Origin of the sequence: Rudanella paleaurantiibacter, assembly GCF_009184635.1 — a bacterium.
Classification (GTDB): domain Bacteria; phylum Bacteroidota; class Bacteroidia; order Cytophagales; family Spirosomataceae; genus Rudanella; species Rudanella paleaurantiibacter.
In genome coordinates, this window is the sequence record NZ_WELI01000001.1 from 875,074 (window position 1) to 901,035 (window position 25,962).

The following is a 25,962-nucleotide window of genomic DNA, read 5'->3' on the forward strand; positions in this document are numbered from 1 at the left end:
ATGAAAAAATCGATTGCTTTTGGTTAACTACTGGGGTAGGGGAGAGGTTTACGACAAATATCGGTGGGGTATTGATGCAGGCAACAGCATTTTGGTAACATTTGAGCAGGAGCCTTGTTAAGCACGGGAGAAAGGTGTAGTTTTCTCCTAAACCATTCAGAATTGATTACCTATACTTTAAACACGTGCCACCTGCGACCCTGGCGCGAAGGAGACGAAGAATCGCTGGCTCGGCAGGCCAGTAACCGACGGATCTGGAACAATGTTCGGGACTTTTTTCCGTACCCGTACACCATCCGGGACGCCAACGCCTGGGTGCGCTCCAACAAATCGTACAGCCAACCTAACAACTTCGCCATCGAGGTAGGTGGAGAGGCTGTGGGTAACGTAGGCTTCACGGTGAAAGATGATATTTACCGGTACAATGCCGAGATTGGTTACTGGCTGGGTGAGCCCTACTGGGGGCGTGGCATTATCTCAGAAGTGCTGCCCGTGATGATTGGGTATATTTTTGATCGGTTTCAGGTTAACCGGTTGTTTGCCTGTGTGTTGGAGGGGAATACTCCGTCGATGCGGGTGCTCGAAAAAGCCCATTTTCGGGCGGAAGCCGTTCACCGGAAAGCCGCAGTAAAGAACAATCAGTACCTCGACGAGCACATTTTTGCCTTGTTACGAGAAGAGTACATGGCGCTCAGAGCAGACCCGGCCAACGGTCAACTTACTTCGGCTTCCGAATAAATTGGGGTTAATTTTTAACTCGTTTGCCGCCTTCATACATATCGTTCTGGAATAATCCTACGTTGATTTTGCCGTCTTTTTGGGCTTACTTTGCGCAACTTTTCACTGGGGCCCATGCCTAAAATCATTATTGCCATTGATGGCTATTCGAGTTGCGGAAAGAGTACAACAGCTAAAGCAGTAGCAGCTCGAATGGGCTATGGCTACATCGACACCGGGGCTATGTACCGGGCGGTCAGTCTGTTTTTTATCCAGCAACATGTGGCACTCACTAACCCCAAAGAAGTAGCTGCCGCGCTTGATCAGATTCATATTACCTTCAACTTCAATCCCCGAATTGGCCGGAACGAAACCTGCCTGAACGGGCTGAATGTGGAAGAAGAAATCCGGAAAATGTATATCTCCAACTACGTGAGCGAGGTAAGTGCTATTCCGGAGGTTCGCTGGGCTATGGTGGCTCAGCAGCAGAAAATGGCCCGTCGTCGGGGCGTAGTTATGGATGGTCGGGATATCGGCACCAAGGTATTTCCAGACGCGGAGGTGAAAGTGTTTATGTCGGCCGATACGGCTGTGCGGGCCTTCCGGCGCCAACGCGAGTTGCTGGAGAAAGGCGAGTTGGTAGACATTGAAGATATCACGGCCAATATTGAGAAGCGCGACCGGATTGACACGAGTCGTGCCGAGAGTCCGCTGATTCAGGCACCCGATGCAGTGCCTCTGGATACCACGCACATGACCATCGAAGAGCAAATTGATTGGGTGGTAGCTTTAGCCGACCGGCGAATTGCCGAACTGTATCGGGAGGGTCACTTCGCGCAGCGACGCTCGGCGGAGGCTGACTCCAACACGTCTAACTCATGACAAACGGTGACTATCTGATTGTTGGGCAGGGCGTTGCTGGTTCGGTGCTTGCCTGGACTCTCGATCAGATGGGTTGCCGGGTTTTCCTTGCCGATGCTCCTGAACAGCCCGCAGCCTCGCGGGTAGCGGCTGGTATTGTGAATCCGCTGACAGGCCGCAAACTCGTTCGTACCTGGCGGGCCGACGATCTGTTTCCGTTTCTCCATCGTTTCTACACGCAAGTGGAAGCGAAGCTGTCGGCTTCGTTCTTTCATCCGCGCTCTGTGTACCGGCCGTACCGGTCGTTAGCTGAAAAAAACGATTATGAAACGTATACCGCCGACCCTGATGTCGCTCGGTACGTGAATCAATCGCCTGATAACCAATTTTTTGCTCCATATATAACCAATTCCTTTGGTGGCCTCGAAGTAACGCAGGCTGGCTGGCTGGATTTAAATCGATTTGTTGATTCAATTCGTGCGTATTTCGCGGAAAAAGAACAATTTATTTCGGCGTTTATAAATAGCAATGAACTAATAATCAATGGGTCGTCGATTAATTTTGATGGCTGCCAGTTTAAAAAAGTTATATTTTGTGATGGTGTGATGGCCCGCGAGAATCCATTATTTGCGTGGTTGCCGTACAATCCCGCAAAAGGGCAAGTTCTGACGGCCCGCGTTTTGAATTATCCTATCAAACATATAGTCAATCAAGGAGCTTTTATTTTACCTATCGACGACACTACGATAAAAATAGGGGCAACCTATAGCTGGCATGACCTCGATTGGCAAACAACTACCGACGGTCGTGCGTTTTTAGAAGCAAAGATTCGTGACTTACTACGGGTGCCTTACGAGGTAATTGGTCAGTCGGCGGGTATCCGGCCGGCCACTAAGGACCGTCGGCCGTTTGTGGGTCTTCACCCGGCCTATCCGTCGGTGGGTATCTTCGGTGGCTTGGGCAGTAAAGGGGTTTCACTGGCCCCTTATCTGGCTCGGCAGTTTGCTCAGTTTCTGCTGAAAGGTGAAGAATTAGACCCTGAAGTTAATATTCAACGTTGCCTTTCGTTATATTACCGTACATAGCGAAGTTGTTCAGTTTGTGGGTAGTGGCTTAGTAAACCGGTCCTGTTTTAGGGATTGCCTTTCGGCCTTTCTGTGCAGATTGTTCGACTCGTGAGTGCTTCTTTTTTCGCGGTTCAGCCAGTAGTTTATGCGTAAGCAATACATCATTTTGTTGTTCCTCTGGGCCGGAATAATAGCCGGTGCTACCGCCCAGAACTACCCGTCTCTCGAACAGTTCGGGAAAAACCGAATTCAGTACCGGAACTTCAATTGGAAGATTGTCCGGACGGCCAACTTCGAGATTTACTTTTATCAGGACGGTAACCAACTGGCCAACCTGACAGCGCAGTATGCGGAATCGGAGTTCGACCGTATTACTGAACTGTTGGGCTACACGCCGTACAACCGCATCAAGATTTTCCTGTATAATTCGCCCCAGGAATTGGCGCAGAGCAACATCGGTATTAATCTGGTGGGTGAACTGGATAGCCGGGAGCTCGATCTGGCCAAATCGCGGGTCGAAATTGCCTTTACTGGCGATCAGGTGAGCTTTCGGAAACGGCTCATCCACGATGTTTCGATGCTTTTTGTGTACGACATGCTCTACGGCGGTAGCCTGAAAGATGCGTTACAAAGCTCCCTTTTGCTTACGTTGCCCGACTGGTTCATGCCGGGTATTGCTGCGTATATCGCTGAGGGATATAGTATTGACCTCGATGATTACATGCGCGATGTGTCGCTGAACCGCACCATTCGCAAGCCCAGTTTACTGCAAGGCCGTGATGCCGAACGCATTGGGCAGTCGATCTGGAATTACATTGCTCAGAAATATGGCCGGGACAATATTTCGAATATTCTGAACCTGACTCGGATTATTCGTAACGAACAGAGCAGTATTCAGAGCACACTCGGGGTGCCTTACAGCCGGTTCATTCGCGAATGGCGCGAGTATTATCTCAACATGGCCAAAGCCGTACCGGCCGACGGCGCTGGGAGTAATGACGTAACCCTGCGCCTGAAAGGCACTGGCCGGGAGCAAAACCTGAACGATCTAAAGTTAAGTCCTGATAAACAGATGTTTGCCTTTTCGTCGGTCGATGATGGGAAGTTCAGTGTTGAAGTGTACAACGTGGCGACAAAGAAACGATTCTCGGTGCTGCAAGGAGGGTACCGGCTCGATGGTCACGCTACGTTTACCAGCACGCCCTTACTGGCCTGGCAACGAAATAACGATCTGGTAGCGATTACGGATGAGAATGGACGCTCGTATTTGTACGTGTACACAAACCTCGACAAGCGGCCTAAGCTCCGGTTTCGGCGGGTAATTAATGGCCTCACGCAAATTGTAGGTGTTGATGCGTCGGATGATGGCGGAAGTCTGGTTCTTAGCGCCGACCGGCGGGGACAGAACGACCTCTTTGTGTACAACATCAGTCGGGGCTCGTATGCTCAATTAACCAATGACCTGTATGATGACCTGAATCCGGTTTTTGTGGGTCGGGGTACCAGCCGGATTGTGTTTGCTTCCAACCGAACCCTTGATACGCTGGGGGCCGACAAAGGATCGTACCGTACTATTAAAGACCGGTTTTCGCTATTTTATCACGAAGGTGGATCACGCGCTACTTCGGTGCGGAGGCTTACCGATACGCTCGCAAACGCTGTCCGGCCGATTGCGGTTAGTGAGAACACCATTTATTATTTAGGATCGGCCAACGGTATTCAAAACCTATATCGGCTCTCGGTAGGGGATAGCGTAACGGCGTCGACAGTGGTGCCCATTACGGCCTTTCCGAACAGTATTCGTCAGTATGACCTGATTCCGGCCAATGGTGGGTTCGTGTACAGTTTCCTGCGCAATAGCGAGTTAAATATTGGTTTTCGTTCCCAGCTGCCACTTAACACGGCCCTGCGGCTGGCACCCACACAACGAAACGTTGCCTTGGGTTTGATTCCTGCCGTTGCTCCTAAAGCACCTGAACCTACTCCCGCTGCTCCCGGTGACACCACGGCTAAAGCAACGGCACCGGCAGTATCAACTACGGCTGTCGCCGGACGTTTAGCGCTTGAGCCGGGTGAGGTCGATACCGACAATTACCAGTTTGACCCGGAAGTGCTGAAAGCCGCCGAATACCGTCAGCGTCGGAGTGCGGGACTGGCTACGAGTACGTCGGCCCCTATGCCCCGGAGTCGCCGACGTGAGAATATTACTATTCGGGGGCCATTTGATTATCGGGGTCTGTTCATTGCCAGCGATGCCACTTCGGCTTGGCGTATTGATCCAATCCGGGGCTTTGGATTCTCGCAAAACGTCACCATGAACGACCTTCTGGAGAACCATATCATCAAGGCTGGTCTGTTCATTACAACGAATCTTCGGAACAGCGACTTGTTTGCTGAGTACCAGAACCTGACCAATCGTATTGATTATGGGGTGCGGGTCGATCGGCAAACGTTGTTCTTCGACAATGGTTTACTTAGTCAAAAATACCGCTTTAACCGAGTTGCTTTCTCGGCCTCGTACCCTATTTCAGTAACGAGCCGATTTACACTTTCGCCCTTCTACACACTGACCCGCCGGATTGAGTTACTGAACATTGCCGAGGCCGATCGGACATCGGACTATGCTGGTTTGCGGGCCGAGTTTGTGTATGACGACAGCAAGGTTAACGGGATGAATATGATTGAGGGAACGCGGGCTAAGTTGCGGTTTGAGAACTACACTGGCATCCGGTCGGCGTCGGAAAGTTTCCGTCGGATCACTCTCGATTTTCGGCGATATCAGAAACTACACCGTGATTTGATGCTGGCTTTACGCCTTTCGGTGAGCCAATCGGGCGGGCCTGCACCTAAGCAGAGTACCTTGGGTGGTATGGAAAACTGGATCGGTGGTCAGCAGGAGCAGATTGCAACAAACCCCTTGTTGGTGCCTAATCAGTACAGCCAAAACCGCGACGATTACCGGGATGTATTCTTCCTCGACTTTGCCACTAATCTACGCGGATTTCGTCAGGGTAAACTTACTGGCAATAGCCACATGCTGTTGAATGCCGAGTTGCGGATACCTCTCGTAAAGTATATCTATCGGGGTAATATTACGTCAAACTTCCTGCGCAATCTGCAATTGGTAGCGTTCTCTGATATAGGTACTGCCTGGTCGGGTAGGGGACCATTCAACCGTCAAAACAACCTGAATACGGAGTTAATTGGTTTCAATCCGCAGCCAAATGGTACGTTACCACCATTTGGGGCAGTGGTCACAAACTTCAAAAACCCGTTCCTTATCGGCTATGGGGCGGGTGTACGGACAATGCTGTTTGGGTATTATGTGAAGTTTGATTACGGCTGGGGACTCGAAAATAACGTAGTAAATAAGCCTGTTGCTTACCTCACATTAGGCTACGATTTTTAAGTATAAATAGCCGGTTTAGGGCCAGCCCCCTGATAGCTAAAATGCTGTCAGGGGGCTTTGTTTTGTGCTGAAAATGGCACTTTTATGGTATTTTGTAGCGCATGGTTTCTATATTTGTCTACTTGTTAAAAGTACGGTAAAGTATAGAACAGGTAACTTACTTGCCTTCGGCATATTCTCTCTCCCTATTCCTGTTACTTCGCTTATGGGTCTCCCGTCCAACAGGAGATTTGGTATACTCAATTGCCTCAACCTATACCTAAGCGATCATATATGGGTCTCCTTTGGCACAGTTTTAGCTAAACCGGGGCCTATGCAGGTGGATACTAAGTACGGATTTTTAGGTTAGGTACGGCATGAAAGCCTGAATAAATCGTGTCATGAATAAAGGCTTAATTGTTTGTAATTCAGATGATTGCAATTAATGGGCTGATTTTGAAATTAAGGGTATGTGTTTTGGCATAGTTTTAGATACTTCAGAGGTAGTAAAAAGGGCTTATTGGCTAGTAATGAGTATTCATGGAATGATGAACAAATTGGTGCATTCATACTATTGCTCAAACGCTAACCACTATTCCTACCCAAATTAAGTTGCAGATGAACGTCAACTCTACCCAAACGTTTCCGGATCGTAAGCGCAACCAGCGTACACGGCAGCGAGCCATCCAGCAAATGGGGCAGCTCAGCCAGTGGATTCTCATGGTTGCTCAACTCATCGAAAAGATACCCTTCGTTGGGCGAGCCTGGCTTGCAAAAGCCTCTCCTCACCCCGGTACTCAGGGTGAACCCTCGCACTGGTATTCAGGGTTTCGCCGAGCTTCATCTGCGTTCAGCCGGTATGCCTTCGGGATGCGGGTTGACCCCCCCGATTCAAACTCTCACCCACCTGATAGTCAATTGCGTATCCAACTTTATTTACAGAGTTTTCTAATGAATGGGCAACCTTTACTAAGAAACATGGTCAACCTTATCCAAAGCTGCTGGCTGGTTTGTTGCCAGGGCTTAGGCATGAGTGCTGATCGGCGAGCTGTCCGGTGGTGGAGCCATCGGGATGGGCAGGTGCCCTTGCCAGCGAAGATTGTTCAGCTACGAAAGCAGACCACAACGCAATGGGCTTTTTTGAGCGCATTGATGTTGTCGTTTGGGCTTTTATCCTCGCTGGGCGCTTCCGCACAAGCACCGTCCGGGAATGTTGATCTCTCGGTCTCTGCCTCCATCAGCAATGCTGCTCCTCAGGTGGGCAGCCCGCTGACGTATACCATCGCTGTGGCCAATAGTTCGACTGTGACGGCATCCAATGTGCGCGTCAAAGTCACTATCCCCGCCGGGTATATCACGGTCAACTCATTCACCGCTTCAACAGGGGCTTCCAGCTTCAGTGCTGCAACCGGTGACTGGACCATCGCATCGTTGCCCGGCAACACCACGGCTACCGTCCTCATTTCGGCGACATCGCTGGAGCGGGGCGTTGCCTTTACAACAGCTGAGGTAATTGGAGCGGATCAGTCGGATGTAGACTCCGTTCCGAATAATGGAAGCTATCTGGAAGATGACATCGATAATGTCTGCTTCTCGATTCCTCTTCTTTTCTATGCTGGTGATGAGTACGAAGTTTCGGCTCCGGCGAGTTTCTCGGGCGTTCGTTTCTTCCGGAATGGTGCCGAAGTTGGCACTGCTGCCGTTTCAAGCGATTTGGCTTCGGTTGATGCCAACGGAAACCTGCTCATTAAAAGTGTAGGTGTTTATTCGTTAGTAGCATCGCTCAGCGGTTGCCAGGCTGGTAACTGTTGTGATATTATTGTGGAACCCGGCCCGCTTGCGAGTCTGGGTAATTATGTTTGGCTCGACAACAACCGCGACGGTCAGCAGGGGCCCACTAATCTGGAACCGCCCGTTGCTGGTGTAACGGTTCAGTTGTTCCAGCCGGGTAGCACCAGCGCGGTATCTACTACAGTTACCGATGCCAATGGTTCGTACTTGTTTGCTAATCTGGTTCCGGGTGAGTACTACGTAGTGTTTACTCCCCCCGCGAACTTTACGTTTACGACGGCTAACTCGACCTCACCGATCAGTGGAACCGGGGCCGATGCTGTTGATAGCGACGCAGATGTATTAATAGGAAGAACACAAACGTACACCCTCGTAGGTGGAGAGAGCAATCTGACGGTTGATGCCGGCTTGTTGCCACTTCCTGCTTCGTTGGGTGATTTTGTGTGGAGCGATACGAATGGCAACGGCCAACAGGATCCGGGTGAACCGGGCGTACAGGGTGTTGTAGTAACACTCTACCAGCCAGGCACCTCGACGCCAGTCGGCAGTGCCACCACGACAGCCACGGGTGCTTACAGCTTCACAGGCCTGACGCCGGGTGACTACTACGTGGTCTTTACGGCTCCCCAAGGAACGACCTTCACCACCTCGAACACAGGCTCTGACCTGACCGATAGCGATATCGCCAGCACGACAGGTCTGTTAGGCTCGACGGGTGTAATTAGTTTGACCGCTGGTGAGAACAACCCGACGATTGACGCGGGTCTGGTACCGCTGCTGGCTTCGCTGGGCGACTACGTCTGGATCGACAGCAACGGCAACGGCCAGCAGGATGCGGGTGAGACGGGTGTACCTAATGTAACGGTGCAGCTCTTCACGGCCGCCGGCACACCGGTTGCCAGCACGACCACCAACACATCTGGTCTTTACAGCTTCACGGGTCTGACTGCAGGTAGCTACTACGTAGTCTTCACGGCTCCGCAGGGCACCACCTTTACGACAGCCAACACGGGCTCGGATCTGACCGACAGCGATGTGGCCAGCACGACGGGTCTGCTGGGCTCGGCGGGTATCGTCAGCCTGACAGCAGGGGAGAACAACCCGACCATCGACGCGGGTCTGATCCCGCTGAAGGCTTCGTTGGGTAACTATGTGTGGTTTGACGCCAACAAGAATGGTCAGCAGGACCCCACCGAGACGGGCGTCTCGAATGTAACGGTGACCTTGTACAGCAGCCTGAGCGCAGCTCCGCTGGCGACGCAGGTGACCTCGGCTTCGGGCACGTATCTGTTTACCAACCTGGATGCGGGTGATTACTACGTGGTCTTCACGGCTCCGGGTGGATTTACCTTCACGACGGCGAACGTAGGGTCTGATGTGACCGACAGTGATGCGCAGAGCTTCACGGGTCAGAGCGGCTCGACGGGTGTGTACAGCCTGAGCGCAGGCGAGCAGAACCTGACGGTAGACGCGGGTATCATTCCGCTGCCAGCCTCATTGGGTGACTTTGTATGGTTAGACACAAACCGTAACGGAGTTCAGGATCCGGGTGAGCCGGGCTACCCTGGTGTAGAGGTGACATTATATGATGCGATTAGCGGAACCGTCGTTTCAACCACGGTAACGTCTGCATCGGGTCTGTATGCCTTTACAAATTTGCCAGCCGGTGAATACTATGTAACATTCACGGCTCCGCAAGGAACAACGTTTACGACTTCTAATGCAACCACCGACAATCTGGATAGCGATATCGAGAGCCTGAGTGGTCTGATTGGACGTACTGGTACGTATACATTAGTAGCTGGACAAAACAACCCGACGGTTGACGCGGGTCTGGTACCGCTGCTGGCTTCGCTGGGCGACTACGTCTGGATCGACAGCAACGGCGATGGTCAGCAAGGCCCAGCCGGTGTTGAACCGCCGGTCGCCAATGTGGTTGTGACGCTCTACCAGCCGGGTAACCCCACACCGGTAGGCAGCACGACGACTAACACGTCTGGTTTCTACAGCTTCACGGGCCTCACCGCCGGAGACTACTACGTGGTCTTCGCAGCCCCGCAGGGCACCACCTTTACGACAGCCAACACGGGCTCTGACCTGACCGACAGTGATGTGGCCAGCACGACGGGTCTGCTGGGCTCGACGGGTATCGTCAGCCTGACGGCGGGCGAGAACAACCCGACCATCGACGCGGGTTTGATTCCGCTGAAGGCTTCGTTGGGTAACTACGTGTGGTTTGACGCCAACAAGAATGGTCAGCAGGACCCCACCGAGACGGGCGTCTCGAACGTAACGGTGACCTTGTACAGCAGCCTGAGCGCAGCTCCGCTGGCGACGCAGGTGACCTCGGCTTCGGGCACGTATCTGTTCACCAACCTGGATGCGGGTGACTACTACGTGGTCTTCACGGCTCCGGGTGGATTCACCTTCACGACGGCGAATGTAGGGTCTGATGTGACCGACAGTGATGCGCAGAGCTTCACGGGTCAGAGCGGCTCGACGGGTGTGTACAGCCTGAGCGCGGGTGAGCAGAACCTGACGGTAGACGCGGGTATCATTCCGCTGCCAGCCTCATTGGGTGACTTTGTATGGAGTGATACGAATGGCAACGGCCAGCAGGATCCGGGTGAACCGGGCGTACAGGGTGTTGTAGTAACACTCTATCAGCCAGGTACCTCGACGCCAGTCGGCAGTGCCACCACGACGGCCACGGGTGCATACAGCTTCACGGGCCTGACGCCGGGCGACTACTACGTGGTCTTCACGGCTCCACAGGGTTCTACGTTCACGACGCCAAATACAGGCTCGGATGCAACAGACAGTGATGTTGCCAGTACGACCGGTTTGTTAGGTTCGACTGGTGTAATTAGTTTGACCGCTGGTGAGAACAACCCGACGGTTGACGCCGGTCTGGTACCGCTGCTGGCTTCGCTGGGCGACTACGTCTGGATCGACAGCAACGGCAACGGCCAGCAGGATGCGGGTGAGACAGGTGTACCTAATGTAGCGGTACAGCTCTTCACCGCAACGGGTACGCCAGTAGGTAGTACGACGACCAATACGTCTGGTTTCTACAGCTTCACGGGCTTGACGGCGGGTAGCTACTACGTAGTCTTCACGGCTCCGCAGGGCACCACCTTTACAACGGCCAACACGGGCTCGGATCTGACCGACAGTGATGTGGCCAGTATGACGGGTCTGCTGGGCTCGACGGGTATCGTCAGCCTGACGGCAGGGGAGAACAACCCGACCATCGACGCGGGTTTGATTCCGCTGAAGGCTTCGTTGGGTAACTACGTGTGGTTTGACGCCAACAAGAATGGTCAGCAGGACCCCACCGAGACGGGCGTATCGAACGTAACGGTGACGCTTTACAGCAGCCTGAGTGCAGCTCCGCTGGCGACGCAGGTGACCTCGGCCTCGGGCACGTATCTGTTCACCAACCTGGATGCGGGTGATTACTACGTGGTCTTCACGGCCCCGGGCGGGTTCACCTTCACGACGGCGAACGTGGGTTCAGACGTAACGGACAGTGATGCGCAGAGCTTCACGGGTCAGAGCGGTTCGACGGGTGTGTACAGTCTGAGCGCGGGTGAGCAGAACCTGACGGTAGATGCGGGTATCATTCCGCTGCCCGCTTCGTTGGGTGACTTTGTATGGAGTGATACGAATGGCAACGGCCAGCAGGATCCGGGTGAGCCGGGCGTACAGGGTGTTGTAGTAACACTCTATCAGCCAGGCACCTCGACGCCAGTCGGCAGTGCCACCACGACGGCCACGGGTGCATACAGCTTCACGGGCCTGACGCCGGGTGACTACTACGTGGTCTTTACGGCTCCACAGGGTTCTACGTTCACGACGCCAAATACAGGCTCGGATCTGACGGATAGCGATGTTGCCAGCACGACGGGTCTGTTAGGGTCAACGGGTATCGTGAGCTTGACCGCTGGTCAGGTGAATAATACGGTTGACGCCGGTCTGGTACCGCTGCTGGCTTCGCTGGGCGACTACGTCTGGATTGACAGCAACGGCAACGGCCAGCAGGATGCGGGTGAGACAGGTGTACCTAATGTAACGGTGCAGCTCTTCACGGCCGCCGGCACACCGGTTGCCAGCACGACCACCAACACATCTGGTCTTTACAGCTTCACGGGTCTGACGGCAGGTAGCTACTACGTCGTCTTCACGGCACCGCAGGGCACCACCTTTACGACGGCCAACACGGGCTCGGATCTGACCGACAGTGATGTGGCCAGTATGACGGGTCTGCTGGGCTCGACGGGTATCGTGAGCCTGACGGCAGGGGAGAACAACCCGACCATCGACGCGGGTCTGATTCCGCTGAAGGCTTCGTTGGGCAACTACGTGTGGTTTGATGCCAACAAGAATGGTCAGCAGGACCCCACCGAGACGGGCGTCTCGAACGTAACGGTGACCTTGTACAGCAGCCTGAGCGCAGCTCCGCTGGCGACGCAGGTGACCTCGGCTTCGGGCACGTATCTGTTCACCAACCTGGATGCGGGTGACTACTACGTGGTCTTCACGGCTCCGGGTGGATTCACCTTCACGACGGCGAATGTAGGGTCTGATGTGACCGACAGTGATGCGCAGAGCTTCACGGGTCAGAGCGGCTCGACGGGTGTGTACAGCCTGAGCGCGGGTGAGCAGAACCTGACGGTAGACGCGGGTATCATTCCGCTGCCAGCCTCATTGGGTGACTTTGTATGGAGTGATACGAATGGCAACGGCCAGCAGGATCCGGGTGAACCGGGCGTACAGGGTGTTGTAGTAACACTCTATCAGCCAGGTACCTCGACGCCAGTCGGCAGTGCCACCACGACGGCCACGGGTGCATACAGCTTCACGGGCCTGACGCCGGGCGACTACTACGTGGTCTTCACGGCTCCACAGGGTTCTACGTTCACGACGCCAAATACAGGCTCGGATGCAACAGACAGTGATGTTGCCAGTACGACCGGTTTGTTAGGTTCGACTGGTGTAATTAGTTTGACCGCTGGTGAGAACAACCCGACGGTTGACGCCGGTCTGGTACCGCTGCTGGCTTCGCTGGGCGACTACGTCTGGATCGACAGCAACGGCAACGGCCAGCAGGATGCGGGTGAGACAGGTGTACCTAATGTAGCGGTACAGCTCTTCACCGCAACGGGTACGCCAGTAGGTAGTACGACGACCAATACGTCTGGTTTCTACAGCTTCACGGGCTTGACGGCGGGTAGCTACTACGTAGTCTTCACGGCTCCGCAGGGCACCACCTTTACAACGGCCAACACGGGCTCGGATCTGACCGACAGTGATGTGGCCAGTATGACGGGTCTGCTGGGCTCGACGGGTATCGTCAGCCTGACGGCAGGGGAGAACAACCCGACCATCGACGCGGGTTTGATTCCGCTGAAGGCTTCGTTGGGTAACTACGTGTGGTTTGACGCCAACAAGAATGGTCAGCAGGACCCCACCGAGACGGGCGTATCGAACGTAACGGTGACGCTTTACAGCAGCCTGAGTGCAGCTCCGCTGGCGACGCAGGTGACCTCGGCCTCGGGCACGTATCTGTTCACCAACCTGGATGCGGGTGATTACTACGTGGTCTTCACGGCTCCGGGTGGATTCACTTTCACGACGGCGAACGTGGGTTCAGACGTAACGGACAGTGATGCGCAGAGCTTCACGGGTCAGAGCGGTTCGACGGGCGTATACAGTCTGAGCGCGGGTGAGCAGAACCTGACGGTAGACGCGGGTATCATTCCGCTGCCCGCTTCGTTGGGTGACTTTGTATGGTTAGACACAAACCGTAACGGAGTTCAGGATCCGGGCGAACCGGGCGTACAGGGTGTTGTAGTAACACTCTACCAGCCAGGTACCTCGACGCCAGTCGGCAGTGCCACCACGACGGCCACGGGTGCATACAGCTTCACGGGCCTGACGCCGGGCGACTACTACGTGGTCTTCACGGCTCCGCAAGGATTAACATTTGCAACCCCGAATACGGGTTCTGATGCAACGGATAGTGACGTAGCCAGCACGACGGGTCTGCTGGGCTCAACGGGTGTGATTAGCTTGACTGCCGGTCAGGTGAACAACACGGTTGACGCCGGTCTGACTCCGCTGCCAGCTTCGTTGGGTGACTTTGTGTGGAGTGATACGAATGGCAATGGTCAGCAGGATCCGGGCGAGCCGGGTGTGCCGAACGTTGTTGTGACGCTCTATCAACCAGGTAACCCCAACCCTGTAGCAACGACCTCAACCAATGTTTCGGGTCTCTATAGCTTCACGGGTCTGATGCCGGGTAACTACTATGTGGTCTTCACGGCTCCGGTTGGTTCAACGTTTACGGCTCCATTGGCCGGTACGAACACCGCCACAGACTCGAACGTGAGCAGTCTGACAGGTCAACTGGGTGCAACGGGTGTGATTAGCTTGACCGCCGGTCAGGTGAACAACACGGTTGACGCCGGTCTGATCCCAGCTTGCCCAAGTACGCCAATTGCACCCGTAGTTGTAGCAAGCAGCACCACCATCTGCGAAGGCGGTGTGGTTACGCTGACCGCTTCGTCTCCAGGTGCTGCAGGTATCAACTGGTACCTGACGCCAAATGGCTCAAATGGCCTCCTCGGCACAGTTGCCAACGGCGCATCGTTTACGGTGAGCCCAACGACAACGACTGTGTACTATGCTGAAATCGTGAGCACGACCAACACGGCCTGCCCAACAGCACGCACACCGTTTGCCATCGAGGTAACGCGCAAACCACCGACCCCGACCTGCCCAGAGCGGCTCACGGTATGTACCAGCGGTGGTACGGTGAACCTGACGAAGGTATACTCAAGCACCACAACGGGTACGAATGTATTCGAATGGCGCACGGGTATTGATCCGATGACCTCGACACTGGTAACGAACCTGACCGCCGTAGGCCCAGGCAAGTACTACCTGTTCGAGCGGTCACTGAACGGATGCTACAGCAACCCATCAATCCTGACGGTTGAAGGCGTATCGTGCGAATGCCCGAACCCGCCGACCATCGCTCTCGGACCGGGTCGCTCAATCTGTGAAGGTGAGAAAGTGGTTCTGATCGCAACGATCGGTGGCGGTGCCAGCAGCGTAAGCTGGACAACCACTGGATCGGGTACGCTGGTAACGGCTGGTCTGAGCGCCACCTACACCCCGTCGGCAATGGATGCTGACAACGGTCTGGTGACTATCTCAGCCCGGACGAACGATCCAGACGGAGCAGGAGTTTGTCTGCCGGCTTCAACCAACATCGTAATCGACATCAACGAGCGGCCGGATGCACCGGTTGGCGTTGCCTGCGACGACACGCTGGTTTGCCAGGGACAAAGCACGAAGCTGATCGGCTTCTCGGCACAGGGCGCCCGTATCAACTGGTACGACGCTCAGAATAACTTCCTGGGTCAGACGGCCAGCGCGGGTAAACTGACGATCACGCCAACGGCAACGTCGGTATACTATGCTGAAGCTGTAACCGAAGAAGGTTGCGTAAGCGGAACCCGTACTGCCCTGACCGTAGTAGTAGGTCAGTGCAAGGCTGATCTGGCTGTGTCGGCAACGCTGACGCCAGGTGGTTCATACAGCGTGGGCCAGACGGTAACGTACGTCGTGACGGCTTGCAACAACGGACCGGTAACGGGTCAGAACGCAGTGGTGAACTTCCCGCTGCCGACCTCCGTATCGTACGTAAGCGCCAGCCCATCGGTAGGTACCTATAATCCAGCAACGGGCTCATGGTCGATTGGAAACATGGCTGTTGGCGAGTGCCGCAACCTGTTCGTTGAAGTAGTAATCACTGGCTCGGGCCCAATCTCGGCCACGGCGGTTATCACCGGTACGAACGACGATCAGACCAAACTGCAAAACAACACGGCAACGGTAACCATCCCGGTTATCCAGTGCAACGTACAGCCACCGCACATTGTCTGCGCTCTGACGCAAATCTGTGTGGGTGAGGCTACAACGCTCATCGCGAACCAGTGCAGCGGAAACGTGATCTGGTCGAACGGTCAGACCGGAGCATCGATCACGGTACGCCCGACCACTACGACGACCTACACCGCAACCTGCGTAGTAGGTAGCTGCCGCAGCTCGGCTTCGAATCCGCTCACAGTGACGGTGAACAACCCAACTGCACCGACGATTCTGGCCAGCGCAGGTACCGTATGTGCCGGTGGTACAGTTAGCCTGACGGCCGTAGGCTGCGAAGGTGGTACCGTACTGTGGAGTACAGGAGCAACGGGCTCAGTGATCTCAACGGTCATCAACGAGCGGACTACGATCACGGCTAACTGCCGCATCGCTAACTGCCTCAGCCCAGAAGCACAGAAAGTAATCGAACTGGGTGGCGACCTGCCGAAGCCAACGGTTATCTGCAGCACATCAGTGGTTTGCCCAGGCGAATCGCTCGAGCTGACGGTACAGAACTGCCTCGGTACGCCACTCTGGAGCACGGGTCAGACCGGAGCGTCAATCACGGTACAGCCGACGGTAGGTAACAACACCTACTTCGTAACCTGCACCAACGGTGCTTGCCGCAGTCCGAAGTCGGATAACTACACGATCCAGATTGTTGCACCAGCCGTACCAACGGTAACGTTATCAAGTGCATCAGTCTGCGCCGGTGGCAGCGTAACGCTGACCGCTTCAGGTTGTGCCAACGGAACTATCCAGTGGAGCAACCAGCGCACGGGCAACAGCATCGTGGTGAACCCGACAACGAACATCAGCTACTTCGCCGTCTGCAAAGTACGCGAGTGTCTGAGCGAGCCTTCGGCACCGGCCACGATCCAGATCGTGAACCCAACGGCTCCGATTGTTCGTCGCCCAAGCAAGCCAATCATCTGCTCAGGTGAGAGCGTAACGCTCGTAGCCGATGGATGTGCCGCTGGTACGATTGTCTGGAGCAATGGCGCTACAGGTTCAAGCATCGTAGTGATGCCAACCACGACCACGACCTACTCGGCATCTTGCCAGATCGGTACGTGCCGCAGCGCCAGCTCGAACGGTGAAATGGTAACGGTGAACACCAACAACGGTACTCCGCCGACCATTGCCGCTTCGAAGACGACCACTTGTGGTAATGAGCCTATCTCTCTGACGGCTACGGGCTGCACCAGCGGTACGGTAGTTTGGTCAACGGGTCAGATCGGCAACATCATCTCGGTGACGCCAATGGCTCAAATGAATGAATTCTATGCAGTATGCCGCGAAGGTTCGGCTTGTGGTACGCCACGCTCGAACACCATCCGCGTCACGATCACGCCGATGCCAACCCCGACGGTGGTATGCAGCGAGTCAGTGATCTGCCCAGGTGAGTCGGTGATACTGGAAGTAGTGAATTGCGCAGGCACACCACGCTGGAGCACGGGTCAAACCACAACCAGCATCACGGTGAGCCCAACGGTAACCACGGGTTACTCAGTAACTTGCCAGAACGGAGCCTGCGTAAGCGCCAGCTCGCCAGTGTACTCGATCACGGTAGTGAAACCGACGGCACCGACGATTACGGCATCTGCTACGGCGGTTCAGCCCGGCACGAGCGTAACGCTGACGGCATCTTGCCCGGCCGGCTCTGTACTGTGGTCGAACAACGCAACGACAACGTCGATCGTCGTATCAGCATCGGGTACGCAGAGCTACCAGGCCTTCTGCAAGTACCGTCAGTGTCTGAGCGATCCGTCGAACACGATCACGATCGTAACGAGCCAGACTTGCGCAGCATCGGCAGGTACGCTTACTGCTCAGTCGGGTACGGTATGTGCCGGAACGGCTAACTCGGTAGTAGTAGCTGCTACGCCGAACGGTAATCAGGTGGTACCGGCTGGTTATTCAACCCTGTATGTTCTGACGAAAGGCACGGATCTGGTTATCCAGGCTACGAGCCCAACGCCAAGCTTCACAGTGGCTTCTGAAAACGCCAACTACCGCGTACACACCCTGGTGTACAACGCAACTTCAGGTACGCCTAACTTCCTCGATCTGTCGGTTGTACGGCCGGGTGTGACGAAGGCAGCTGAAGTACTGAGCCTGATTGCTCAGAACCGTATCTGCGCATCGCTCGATGCGGCCGGTGCTCCGGTTGCTGTACAAGTGGTAGCTCCGCCGGTAATCAACGGTTCGTCGACAACGGTATGTGCGGGTGCTTCGGTGACCTACACGGCCAGCGGTTGCGAAAACGGTACGGTTACCTGGTCGAACGGTATGACAGGTCAGACCATCGTTGTTGCACCAGTTGTTCAGACAGTATGGCTCATGGCTACCTGCACGATCAACGGTTGCACAAGCAAGGAGTCGCATAGCTTCGATACGGAAGTGGTTGTGCCACAGCCGCCAGTTGTAACCTGCAACAAGCCGGTCATCTGCGCCGGTGAGCAAACAACGCTCGAAGCAACGGGTTGCACCGGTGGTCAGTACGAGTGGTCGAATGGTATGAAGGGTGCCTCAATCGTGGTAACACCGACAGCAACCGACCATGTGTACCGCGTGAAGTGTATCCGGGGTGCCTGCGTAAGCGACTGGTCTCCGTCATGCACCATCACGGTAGGTGGACCAAACGCACCGACGATCAGCATCCAGACTTCGGGTACGACGACGGTAACGAGCGCATCGATCTGCTTCGGCTCACCAATCACACTGGTAGCAACGGGTTGCCCGGCTGGTGCCTACGCGATCTGGTCAAACGAGCAGGTTGGCAACTCGATCACGGTAACACCGGCACGCAACGTGGTTTACACGGCTCAGTGCTGCACCTCGAACAACTGTAAGAGCGCAGCTTCGAACCCAGTGACGATCTCAGTAGGTGGCAAAGTAGTACCGCCGACCACGAAGGATCTGACCAACGCGTGTCCGTTCACTTCGGTGAATCTGGCTCAGGGTGTTGTTTCGACTGCATCAACTCAAGGTGGTGTGTTCGAATTCTACACCAGCGCAACACCGAGCGCGGCTACTCGCGTAGCCAACCCAGGTGCGGTGAGCACGTCAGGTGTCTACTACGCATTTGAGAAAACGACTGCGGGCTGCTACAGCCTCGGCTCAGTGATCAACGTGGGTATCGTAGCTTGCGAAGGCCAGCAGATCCCATGCGCTGAGAATCCGCTGACTGCCGACGCGGGTCGTGACGATAAGATTTGTGCGGCTAAGACGTACAAACTGAATGGTAAAGCAACCGGAAACGGTATCGCTATCCAGTGGACCAGCAATGGTACTGGTAAGTTTAGCGATCCGTTCTCCGCAGCCCCCACGTACACGCCGTCACTGGCCGATGTACAGGCGGGTAAGGTAACGCTGACGATGACGGTGCGCACAGGTAACTCTACCTGTGTGCCCGCCACCGACGCCATGGTGCTGACGATTGAAGGGGTGAAAGAGGTTCCGACCATCGCGGTGCTGGGCTCTACGAACCTCTGCTACGGTGACTCGGTAGTGCTGCAGGCTTCGGCCGGCAGCAGCTACCTCTGGAGCAACAAGGCCACGACCAACCGCATTGTTGTAAAACAAAGCGGTGTGTACAGTGTGCAGGTGTTCGACGCGGCTGGCTGTAGCTCGCTGATGTCGGAGTCGGTATCCGTAACGGTAGGCACGCAACTGCCTGCTCCGCTGGTTACCAACAAGCGTAACATCTGCCCGGCTACGACGGTCGACCTGACTACGGCGCTGAGCGAAACGGCAACCGCGGGTGTAAGCTACGCCTTCCGGACCGGCCCGCTTGTAACCTCTGGTCTGGTAATGCGTCCCGATGCCGTTACCGATGGTACCTACTACGCATTCAAGACGAACGCTGCTGGTTGCGTAAGTGCCCCAGCCGCTATCGAAGTGAAGACGTTCAACTGCGCTGCTGATACCAACCGGGCTGACCTCGCGATCACGAAAGTGGCCAGCAAGTCGGCACTGAACCGGGGTGAGGTAGTAACGTACACGATCACGGTAGAAAACAAAGGACCTAAAGCGGCAACCAACGTTACAGTACGTGACGTAATTCCGACAGGTCTGGAGCTGCTGCCAGGCGACTACAACGTAAGCAATGGTGCCGTAACGAAGTGGTACGGTGTGCTGGCGGCCAACGCTACGCAGACCCTCACCATCCAGGCACGGGCTACGCAGAAAGGGGCTATCGTGAACACGGCTGAGATCACCTACGCAGATCAGACCGATCCGAACTTGGCCAACAACAAGTCGAGCGCGACGGTAGCCGATACCTCAGCCGTTCGTCCGGGTATGATTGGTCTGGCGAAATCGCTGGTGAGCCAGAAAATGCTGACCGATAGTACTTTCGAAGTAGAGTACGCGTTCCGCCTGCGCAACTACGGTGATTCGGACCTGACCAATGTACAGGTGACGGATGATCTGAAAGCGGTCTTCGGAACGCACACGATCCAGGATGTATCCGTAGCGACTACAGATGCTAACAACTTCAACCTGACGTTTAACCCGGCCTTCCGCACGGGTGACTCGAAAGTGTTCGACGGTAAAGGCACTCTGAAAGCATCGGCAACGACCTACTTCTTCGTGAGTGCGAAGGTGAAGATCGATCCGAACAACTCGAACCGTACGTTCTCGAACACGGCAATGGCTTCGGCAATGGCCAACGGAATGATTACGGAAGATGCTTCGGTTGACGGTGCGGACGCTGATCCGGATGGAGACGGCAACCCGAACAACAACGCCAGTGCGACGGTGTTCACGTTGCAGAACCTGCCAACCACGCCTGTTACACCGATTGGTGTAGCCCTGGCCGCGGTATCGACAGTGAAGCAGCCCGACAACTCGTACAACGTGACGTACAAGGTAACGGTGAAGAACTTCGGCGAGAAAGAACTCGTGAACGTTTCGCTCACCGATAGCCTGGCTAAGTCGTTTGCTCCGGCAACATTCTCTGTGGTGAGTGGTCCAACTACCCGCTCCGGCAGCAACCTGCTCGCCAACACAGGCTTCAACGGTAGCACCAACGTGAATCTGATTCTCCCCGACAGCAAGCTGGCGGTAGGCGAAATGGATTCGGTGATGATCACGATCAACGTCACGCCGAATGGCAATAATGGTCCGTTCTACTCACAGGTGATTGGCTCGGCTACCATAGCCAGCACGACCCTGACGGTAACTGACCTCTCGAACAACGGTGTGAACCCGGCTCCGGCTGGCGAACTCAAAACGCCGGTACGCTTCGATCTGCCCGACGCCCTCCTGGGTGTGGCTAAGTCGGTAGGTACGCCGGTAATGGTTGAAGAGGGCGTATTCGATGTGCCGTACACCATCAAGCTGTCGAACCTTGGTACGGCAGACCTGACCAAAGTACAGGTAGTTGATAACCTCGCGAACACCTTCAACCGGGGCGCTCTGATCCTGAGCAACCGGATTCGGCCAACGGCCGACGCTGGACTGGCCGTAGACTCGCTCTACACCGGTCAGGGTCTGATGACGAAGATGCTGGTTGATACCCTGAGCACACTGCCCAAGGGCACTAGCCGCAGCCTGAACTTTGTAGTCCGGGTGAACGTGAAGAATGCTGACTCGCTGACGTTCTACAACTCAGCGGTGGCTACAGCCCGTACGCAGGCTGGTGAGATGGTAGCTGATACATCGACGGCCGGTGCAAACCCCGATCCGATGAACACGCTCGATCCACGCACCAGCAATACGCCGACGCCGGTGATCCTGAACAGCGTACCGAACCGCTCGTTTATCGGTATCGCCCTCGCTGTGAAAGACACCCTGCTGAAGGAAGATGGTAGCTACGATGTGGTGTACGAAGCCGTTGTGAGAAACTTCGGTACCGTAACGCTGACGAACGTGACGATCACCGATACGCTCTCTAAAGTATTTAATGAGCAAACCGGCGCTTCGTTTAGAGTAATTGGCACGCCAATTGTATCAGCAACAAGTGGACTCAAGCCGAACCCAGCGTTCAACGGTGATTCGGATGTGCGCCTGGTACTTCCGGAAAGCAGCACCCTCGGTGCCGGTCGGACGGATACCCTGCGGTTTGTGGTGAATGTGCGGTCGAATGGTTTGACCACTACGTTCCTCAACACGGCTTACGCCAGCGCACTCTCGAACACGATGACGGTAACGGATATCTCGACGAATGGCCTCAACCCTGACGTCAACGGTAATCGGAACCCGACCGACTCGATGGAAGGCGAGGCTACTCCGCTCTCACTCCGTGTAACCGACTCGGCGATCTTTATCCCAGAAGGCTTCTCGCCGAACGGTGATAACATCAACGACGTGTTCGTGATCCGGGGCGCGCAGAACCAGACGGTATCACTCGAAGTGTTCAACCGCTGGGGCCACGTAGTCTACAAGAATGACGACTACAAAAACGATTGGGATGGTACGTCGAACACAGGAATCCGTACGGGTGGAAACACCGGTTTGCCAGATGGCACGTACTTCTACCGTGTGAAACTCGAGAACGGCCGGACTTACGTACGTTACATGACGATTAACCGCTAATACCGATGTCTAACAAGTTTTCAACTAAACTTTGGGCAGTCGTGCTGCTGCTGGCCTCCTGGGCCGGCGGCAGCCGGGCCTGGGCGCAGCAGGACAAGCAGTTCTCCCAGTACATGTTTAACATGCTGGCGTTGAACCCAGCGTATGCGGGGAGCCGCGATGTTCTGAGCGCAACGGCACTGTACCGTAGCCAGTGGGTTGGTCTGGAAGGGGCACCGCAAACCGGAACCTTCACGATCGATATGCCCCTGAACCGCGAACGGGTTGGCGTTGGTTTGCAGGTGTATAACGACCGAATCGGTCTCTTCAACGAAACGGGGGCGATGGCTTCATACGCCTTCCGGATCAAGATGGGAAACCGGACTACGCTGGCCCTGGGCCTGCAAGGGGGCGTTACCAACCTGACCGCCCGGCTCACTGAGGTGCAGCTGGTACCGGCGGGTGTGTCGGCCGACCCGGCGTTTGCGCAGAACATCAACAAGATGCTGCCTAACTTCGGTACGGGGATCTACCTCAGCAACGACCGCTCGTACCTGAGCGTTTCGGTGCCGCGCCTGATCAAAAACCGCCTGAGCGACTATGATTCGGGTATCAACCGGGCGGTTGTCCGTCGGCACGCCTACGCAGCGGCCGGTTTCGTGGTGGGGCTGAGCCAGGTGCTCAAGCTGAAGCCATCGATGCTGGTGAAGTACGCTGAGGGCGCTCCGCTGGGTTTCGACGGTAACGTAAACCTCTGGATCAACGACCGCGTGGCACTGGGTGTATCGCTCCGTAAAAACCAGTTCTATTCGTTCACAGATTACACCAACGATGCCGTTGTCGGTATGGTTGAGCTGCAAATGAGCGATCAGTTCCGGTTAGGTTACGCGTACGACCGCACGGTGAGCCGCCTGGGTCAGGTCGCCCCAAGCTCGCACGAATTGATGCTCCGCTACGAATTTGGTTTCGGTAAGAGCAAGATTCTGACTCCGCGCTACTTCTAACAGTTTTTACTTCGAATGGGGCTTCTGGTAACGGAAGCCCCATTCGTTTTATAAGAAACGTACAACAGCTGATTTTGGCGTTGTTTTTGCTTAATCAGAGGTATATTCTTCATAGATGCCCCAAAGGCACTGTTGAGAATATACCTTTTTTGTTGCCCGACGGTTCGGTATACCGACTCCCAACACCTAAAGTGTATGTTACGTACCTCTAAACACGCCCTCTGGCTGTGGCTGGGACTGCTGGCTACCCCGGCTATGTCGCAGTCAATTGTCAAACAAGCCGACCGCCAGTTCGATATGCTGGCGTATTCCAAAGCGGCTGATCTGTATGAGCAGGCCCTGCAAACCAACACAGTCGTATCGAAAGCCGACGTACGCGCGGCCCGCGCCAAGCTGGCCTACAGCTACCGGCAGGTGCGCGATACGCAGTCGGCCGAGCGTGTGTATCGGGAGCTGATCGCCGATGGCGAATTACCCACCGAGTATGCACAGTGCTATCTGTACTATGCGCAGGCTCTGGCCAGCAATGGTAAGTATCGTGAGGCTCAGGAAGCCTATGAGAAATACAATGCTGTCCAGAAAGACGACTCGCGCGGACCTACCTTCTCAAAACTTTACCGCGACGTTACTGTACTGTCGCGAAATGCGGGTAGCTACAAGGTTGAGTTTCTCAACATCAATACGAACAAGGCGGAGTTTAGTCCCATGCTCTACAAAGATGGCTTTGTGTTTGTGTCATCGCAGGGGAATGATAACAAGCTAATGAAGCGGGTTTTCAGCTGGAACGAAACGCCTTTTCTGGATTTATACTACATGCCGGAGCGGAAAAGCGTAAAGGCAGTGAAAACAGCCAGTGTGGGCGGAACGAAAGAATCAGCCCAAACCGCACGGACAAACAAGGGCGCAAGGGCACTGGGCCGCGACGAGTACACGCCCCCCACGTCAAACGATTCGCGAACGGTCGGACACTTCGGTGGTATCAATGTGAGCGAGGGGCTGGGGTATGAAGATAAGCCCATTACCGAGTCGGCGCGGTTTAGTCAATCGCTCAATACCAAATACCACGAGGGGCCGGCTACGTTCAGTAAGGATGGCTCGCGTGTGATTTTTACCCGCAACAACTATACGGACGGCAAATACCGTGAATCGTCGGATGGTATCAACAAACTCAAACTGTACGCTGCCGAGCAGAAGAATGGCGTATGGGGCGATGCCAAAGAATTAGAGTTAAACAGTAACGAATACTCAACGGGCCATCCCTCGCTGGGACCCGGCACCAACGGAGAGCCCGATCAGATGCTCTATTTCGCGTCGGATATGCCCGGCGGATTTGGTGGAACCGACATCTACGTGTCGCGTTGGGAGAAAGACCGCTGGGGCAAACCCGTTAACCTGGGCCCCGAAGTGAACACCAAAGGGAATGAACTGTTCCCGTTTGTGGACGAGAAAGGCAGTCTGTACTTCTCGTCAGACGGGCACGCCGGTCTGGCCGACCTGGATATTTTCTTCGCGCCGATGTCGAATGATGGCCTGAAAGCTAAAACGGTTATCAACATGGGCGAGCCGATCAACTCGAATAAAGACGATTTCGGGCTTGTGACGGATGGTGAGCGCAAATTAGGCTACTTCAGCAGCAACCGCCGAAATGGGGGTGCCGACGATGATATTTACCGTTTCCGGCGCGAGGGCTCCGCCTTTCCCTGTCGTGAGTTGGTGGTTGTAGTTGTCGATGCGCAGTCCAAGGCCCCGTTGGCAAATGCCTCACTGGCGGTTGAAGACGCCGATAACACAAGTGATAAACGTGAGTTGAAAACAGATGCCGAAGGAAACGTACGGATTTGTCTCGACCCCGACAATGAGTTTCGGTTCCTGGCCAGCAGCGAAGGGTATCAGGACAATAAAATTGGTTTCTCAAGCCACTCATTACAGGACGATCAACCAACGCGGCTCGAGATTCCGCTCGCTAAGCCTGTACCCGCCGAACCGGTGGTGACCAAAAATACCCTGCGGGGCCGCGTAACGACCCAATTAGACAAGAAGCCCATTGCGGGTGTGAAAGTAGTGCTGCGCAACGAATGTGACGGTACCACGCAGGAGGTAATCACGGGCGAAGATGGCTCATATAGCTTTGAGACTAAAGCTGGTTGCGACTACACCCTGGAAGCCATGAAGGACAACATGGGTACGATGGGCAGCAAGATTACTAAAGAGGGCGTTGGCTCAACGGATCTGGTGATGTTTAAGAAAGGCGATGTTATCAAGGTAGAAAACATCTACTACGACCTAAACAAGTTTAACATCCGCAACGATGCGGCTGCTGAACTCGACAAGCTGGTTGAGTTGATGAAAAAGTACCCTTCCATGACCATCGAAATGCGCTCGCATACCGATAGCCGGTCGAGTGCGCAGTACAACAAAACACTGTCGAGCAACCGGGCTAAAGCGGCCGTGGCGTATTTGAAGTCGAAAGGTATTAAGCCAACCCGACTGGTGGCCAAAGGGTACGGCGAAAGCCTGCTCGTAAACAAGTGTAAAGACGGCGTAAACTGCCCTGAAGAGGATCATCAGCAGAACCGTCGGACAGAAATTAAGATTCTGTCGTTTAGCGAAGGAGCGAAAAAGTAAACTCGTTGCGTGCGTATTGATTTGCTTTCGGTTTCAAATCTGTAGCCCG

At 54.9% G+C, this 25,962-nt stretch carries 7 protein-coding genes; all 7 read left to right on the forward strand.

Features of this window, described 5'->3' with window-relative positions; genetic code table 11:
- The first annotated feature begins 162 nt into the window (after positions 1-162).
- On the forward strand, positions 163-738 hold the full coding sequence (locus F5984_RS03450; RefSeq protein ID WP_152122785.1) for a GNAT family N-acetyltransferase: 576 nt from the start codon (positions 163-165) through the stop codon (positions 736-738).
- Between the two features lie 114 nt (positions 739-852).
- Positions 853-1,599, forward strand: a complete 747-nt coding sequence (cmk, locus tag F5984_RS03455) for a (d)CMP kinase (protein ID WP_152122788.1) — start codon at positions 853-855, stop codon at positions 1,597-1,599.
- Positions 1,596-2,663, forward strand: a complete 1,068-nt coding sequence (locus F5984_RS03460) for an NAD(P)/FAD-dependent oxidoreductase (RefSeq protein ID WP_152122789.1) — start codon at positions 1,596-1,598, stop codon at positions 2,661-2,663. The genes cmk and F5984_RS03460 overlap by 4 nt, the downstream gene beginning before the upstream one ends.
- A 127-nt stretch (positions 2,664-2,790) precedes the next feature.
- Positions 2,791-6,054 carry a hypothetical protein gene (locus F5984_RS03465; protein WP_152122791.1) on the forward strand — a complete coding sequence of 1,088 codons (3,264 nt, stop codon included), beginning with the start codon at positions 2,791-2,793 and terminating at the stop codon, positions 6,052-6,054.
- A 957-nt stretch (positions 6,055-7,011) separates the two neighbouring features.
- A complete protein-coding gene (locus F5984_RS03470; RefSeq protein WP_185155406.1) occupies positions 7,012-22,305 on the forward strand; it encodes an SdrD B-like domain-containing protein in 15,294 nt (5,097 codons plus the stop codon).
- 5 nt (positions 22,306-22,310) lie between these two features.
- Positions 22,311-23,288 carry a PorP/SprF family type IX secretion system membrane protein gene (locus F5984_RS03475; RefSeq protein ID WP_152122795.1) on the forward strand — a complete coding sequence of 326 codons (978 nt, stop codon included), beginning with the start codon at positions 22,311-22,313 and terminating at the stop codon, positions 23,286-23,288.
- Between the two features lie 195 nt (positions 23,289-23,483).
- Positions 23,484-25,913, forward strand: a complete 2,430-nt coding sequence (locus F5984_RS03480) for a carboxypeptidase regulatory-like domain-containing protein (protein WP_152122797.1) — start codon at positions 23,484-23,486, stop codon at positions 25,911-25,913.
- Positions 25,914-25,962: the final 49 nt, after the last annotated feature.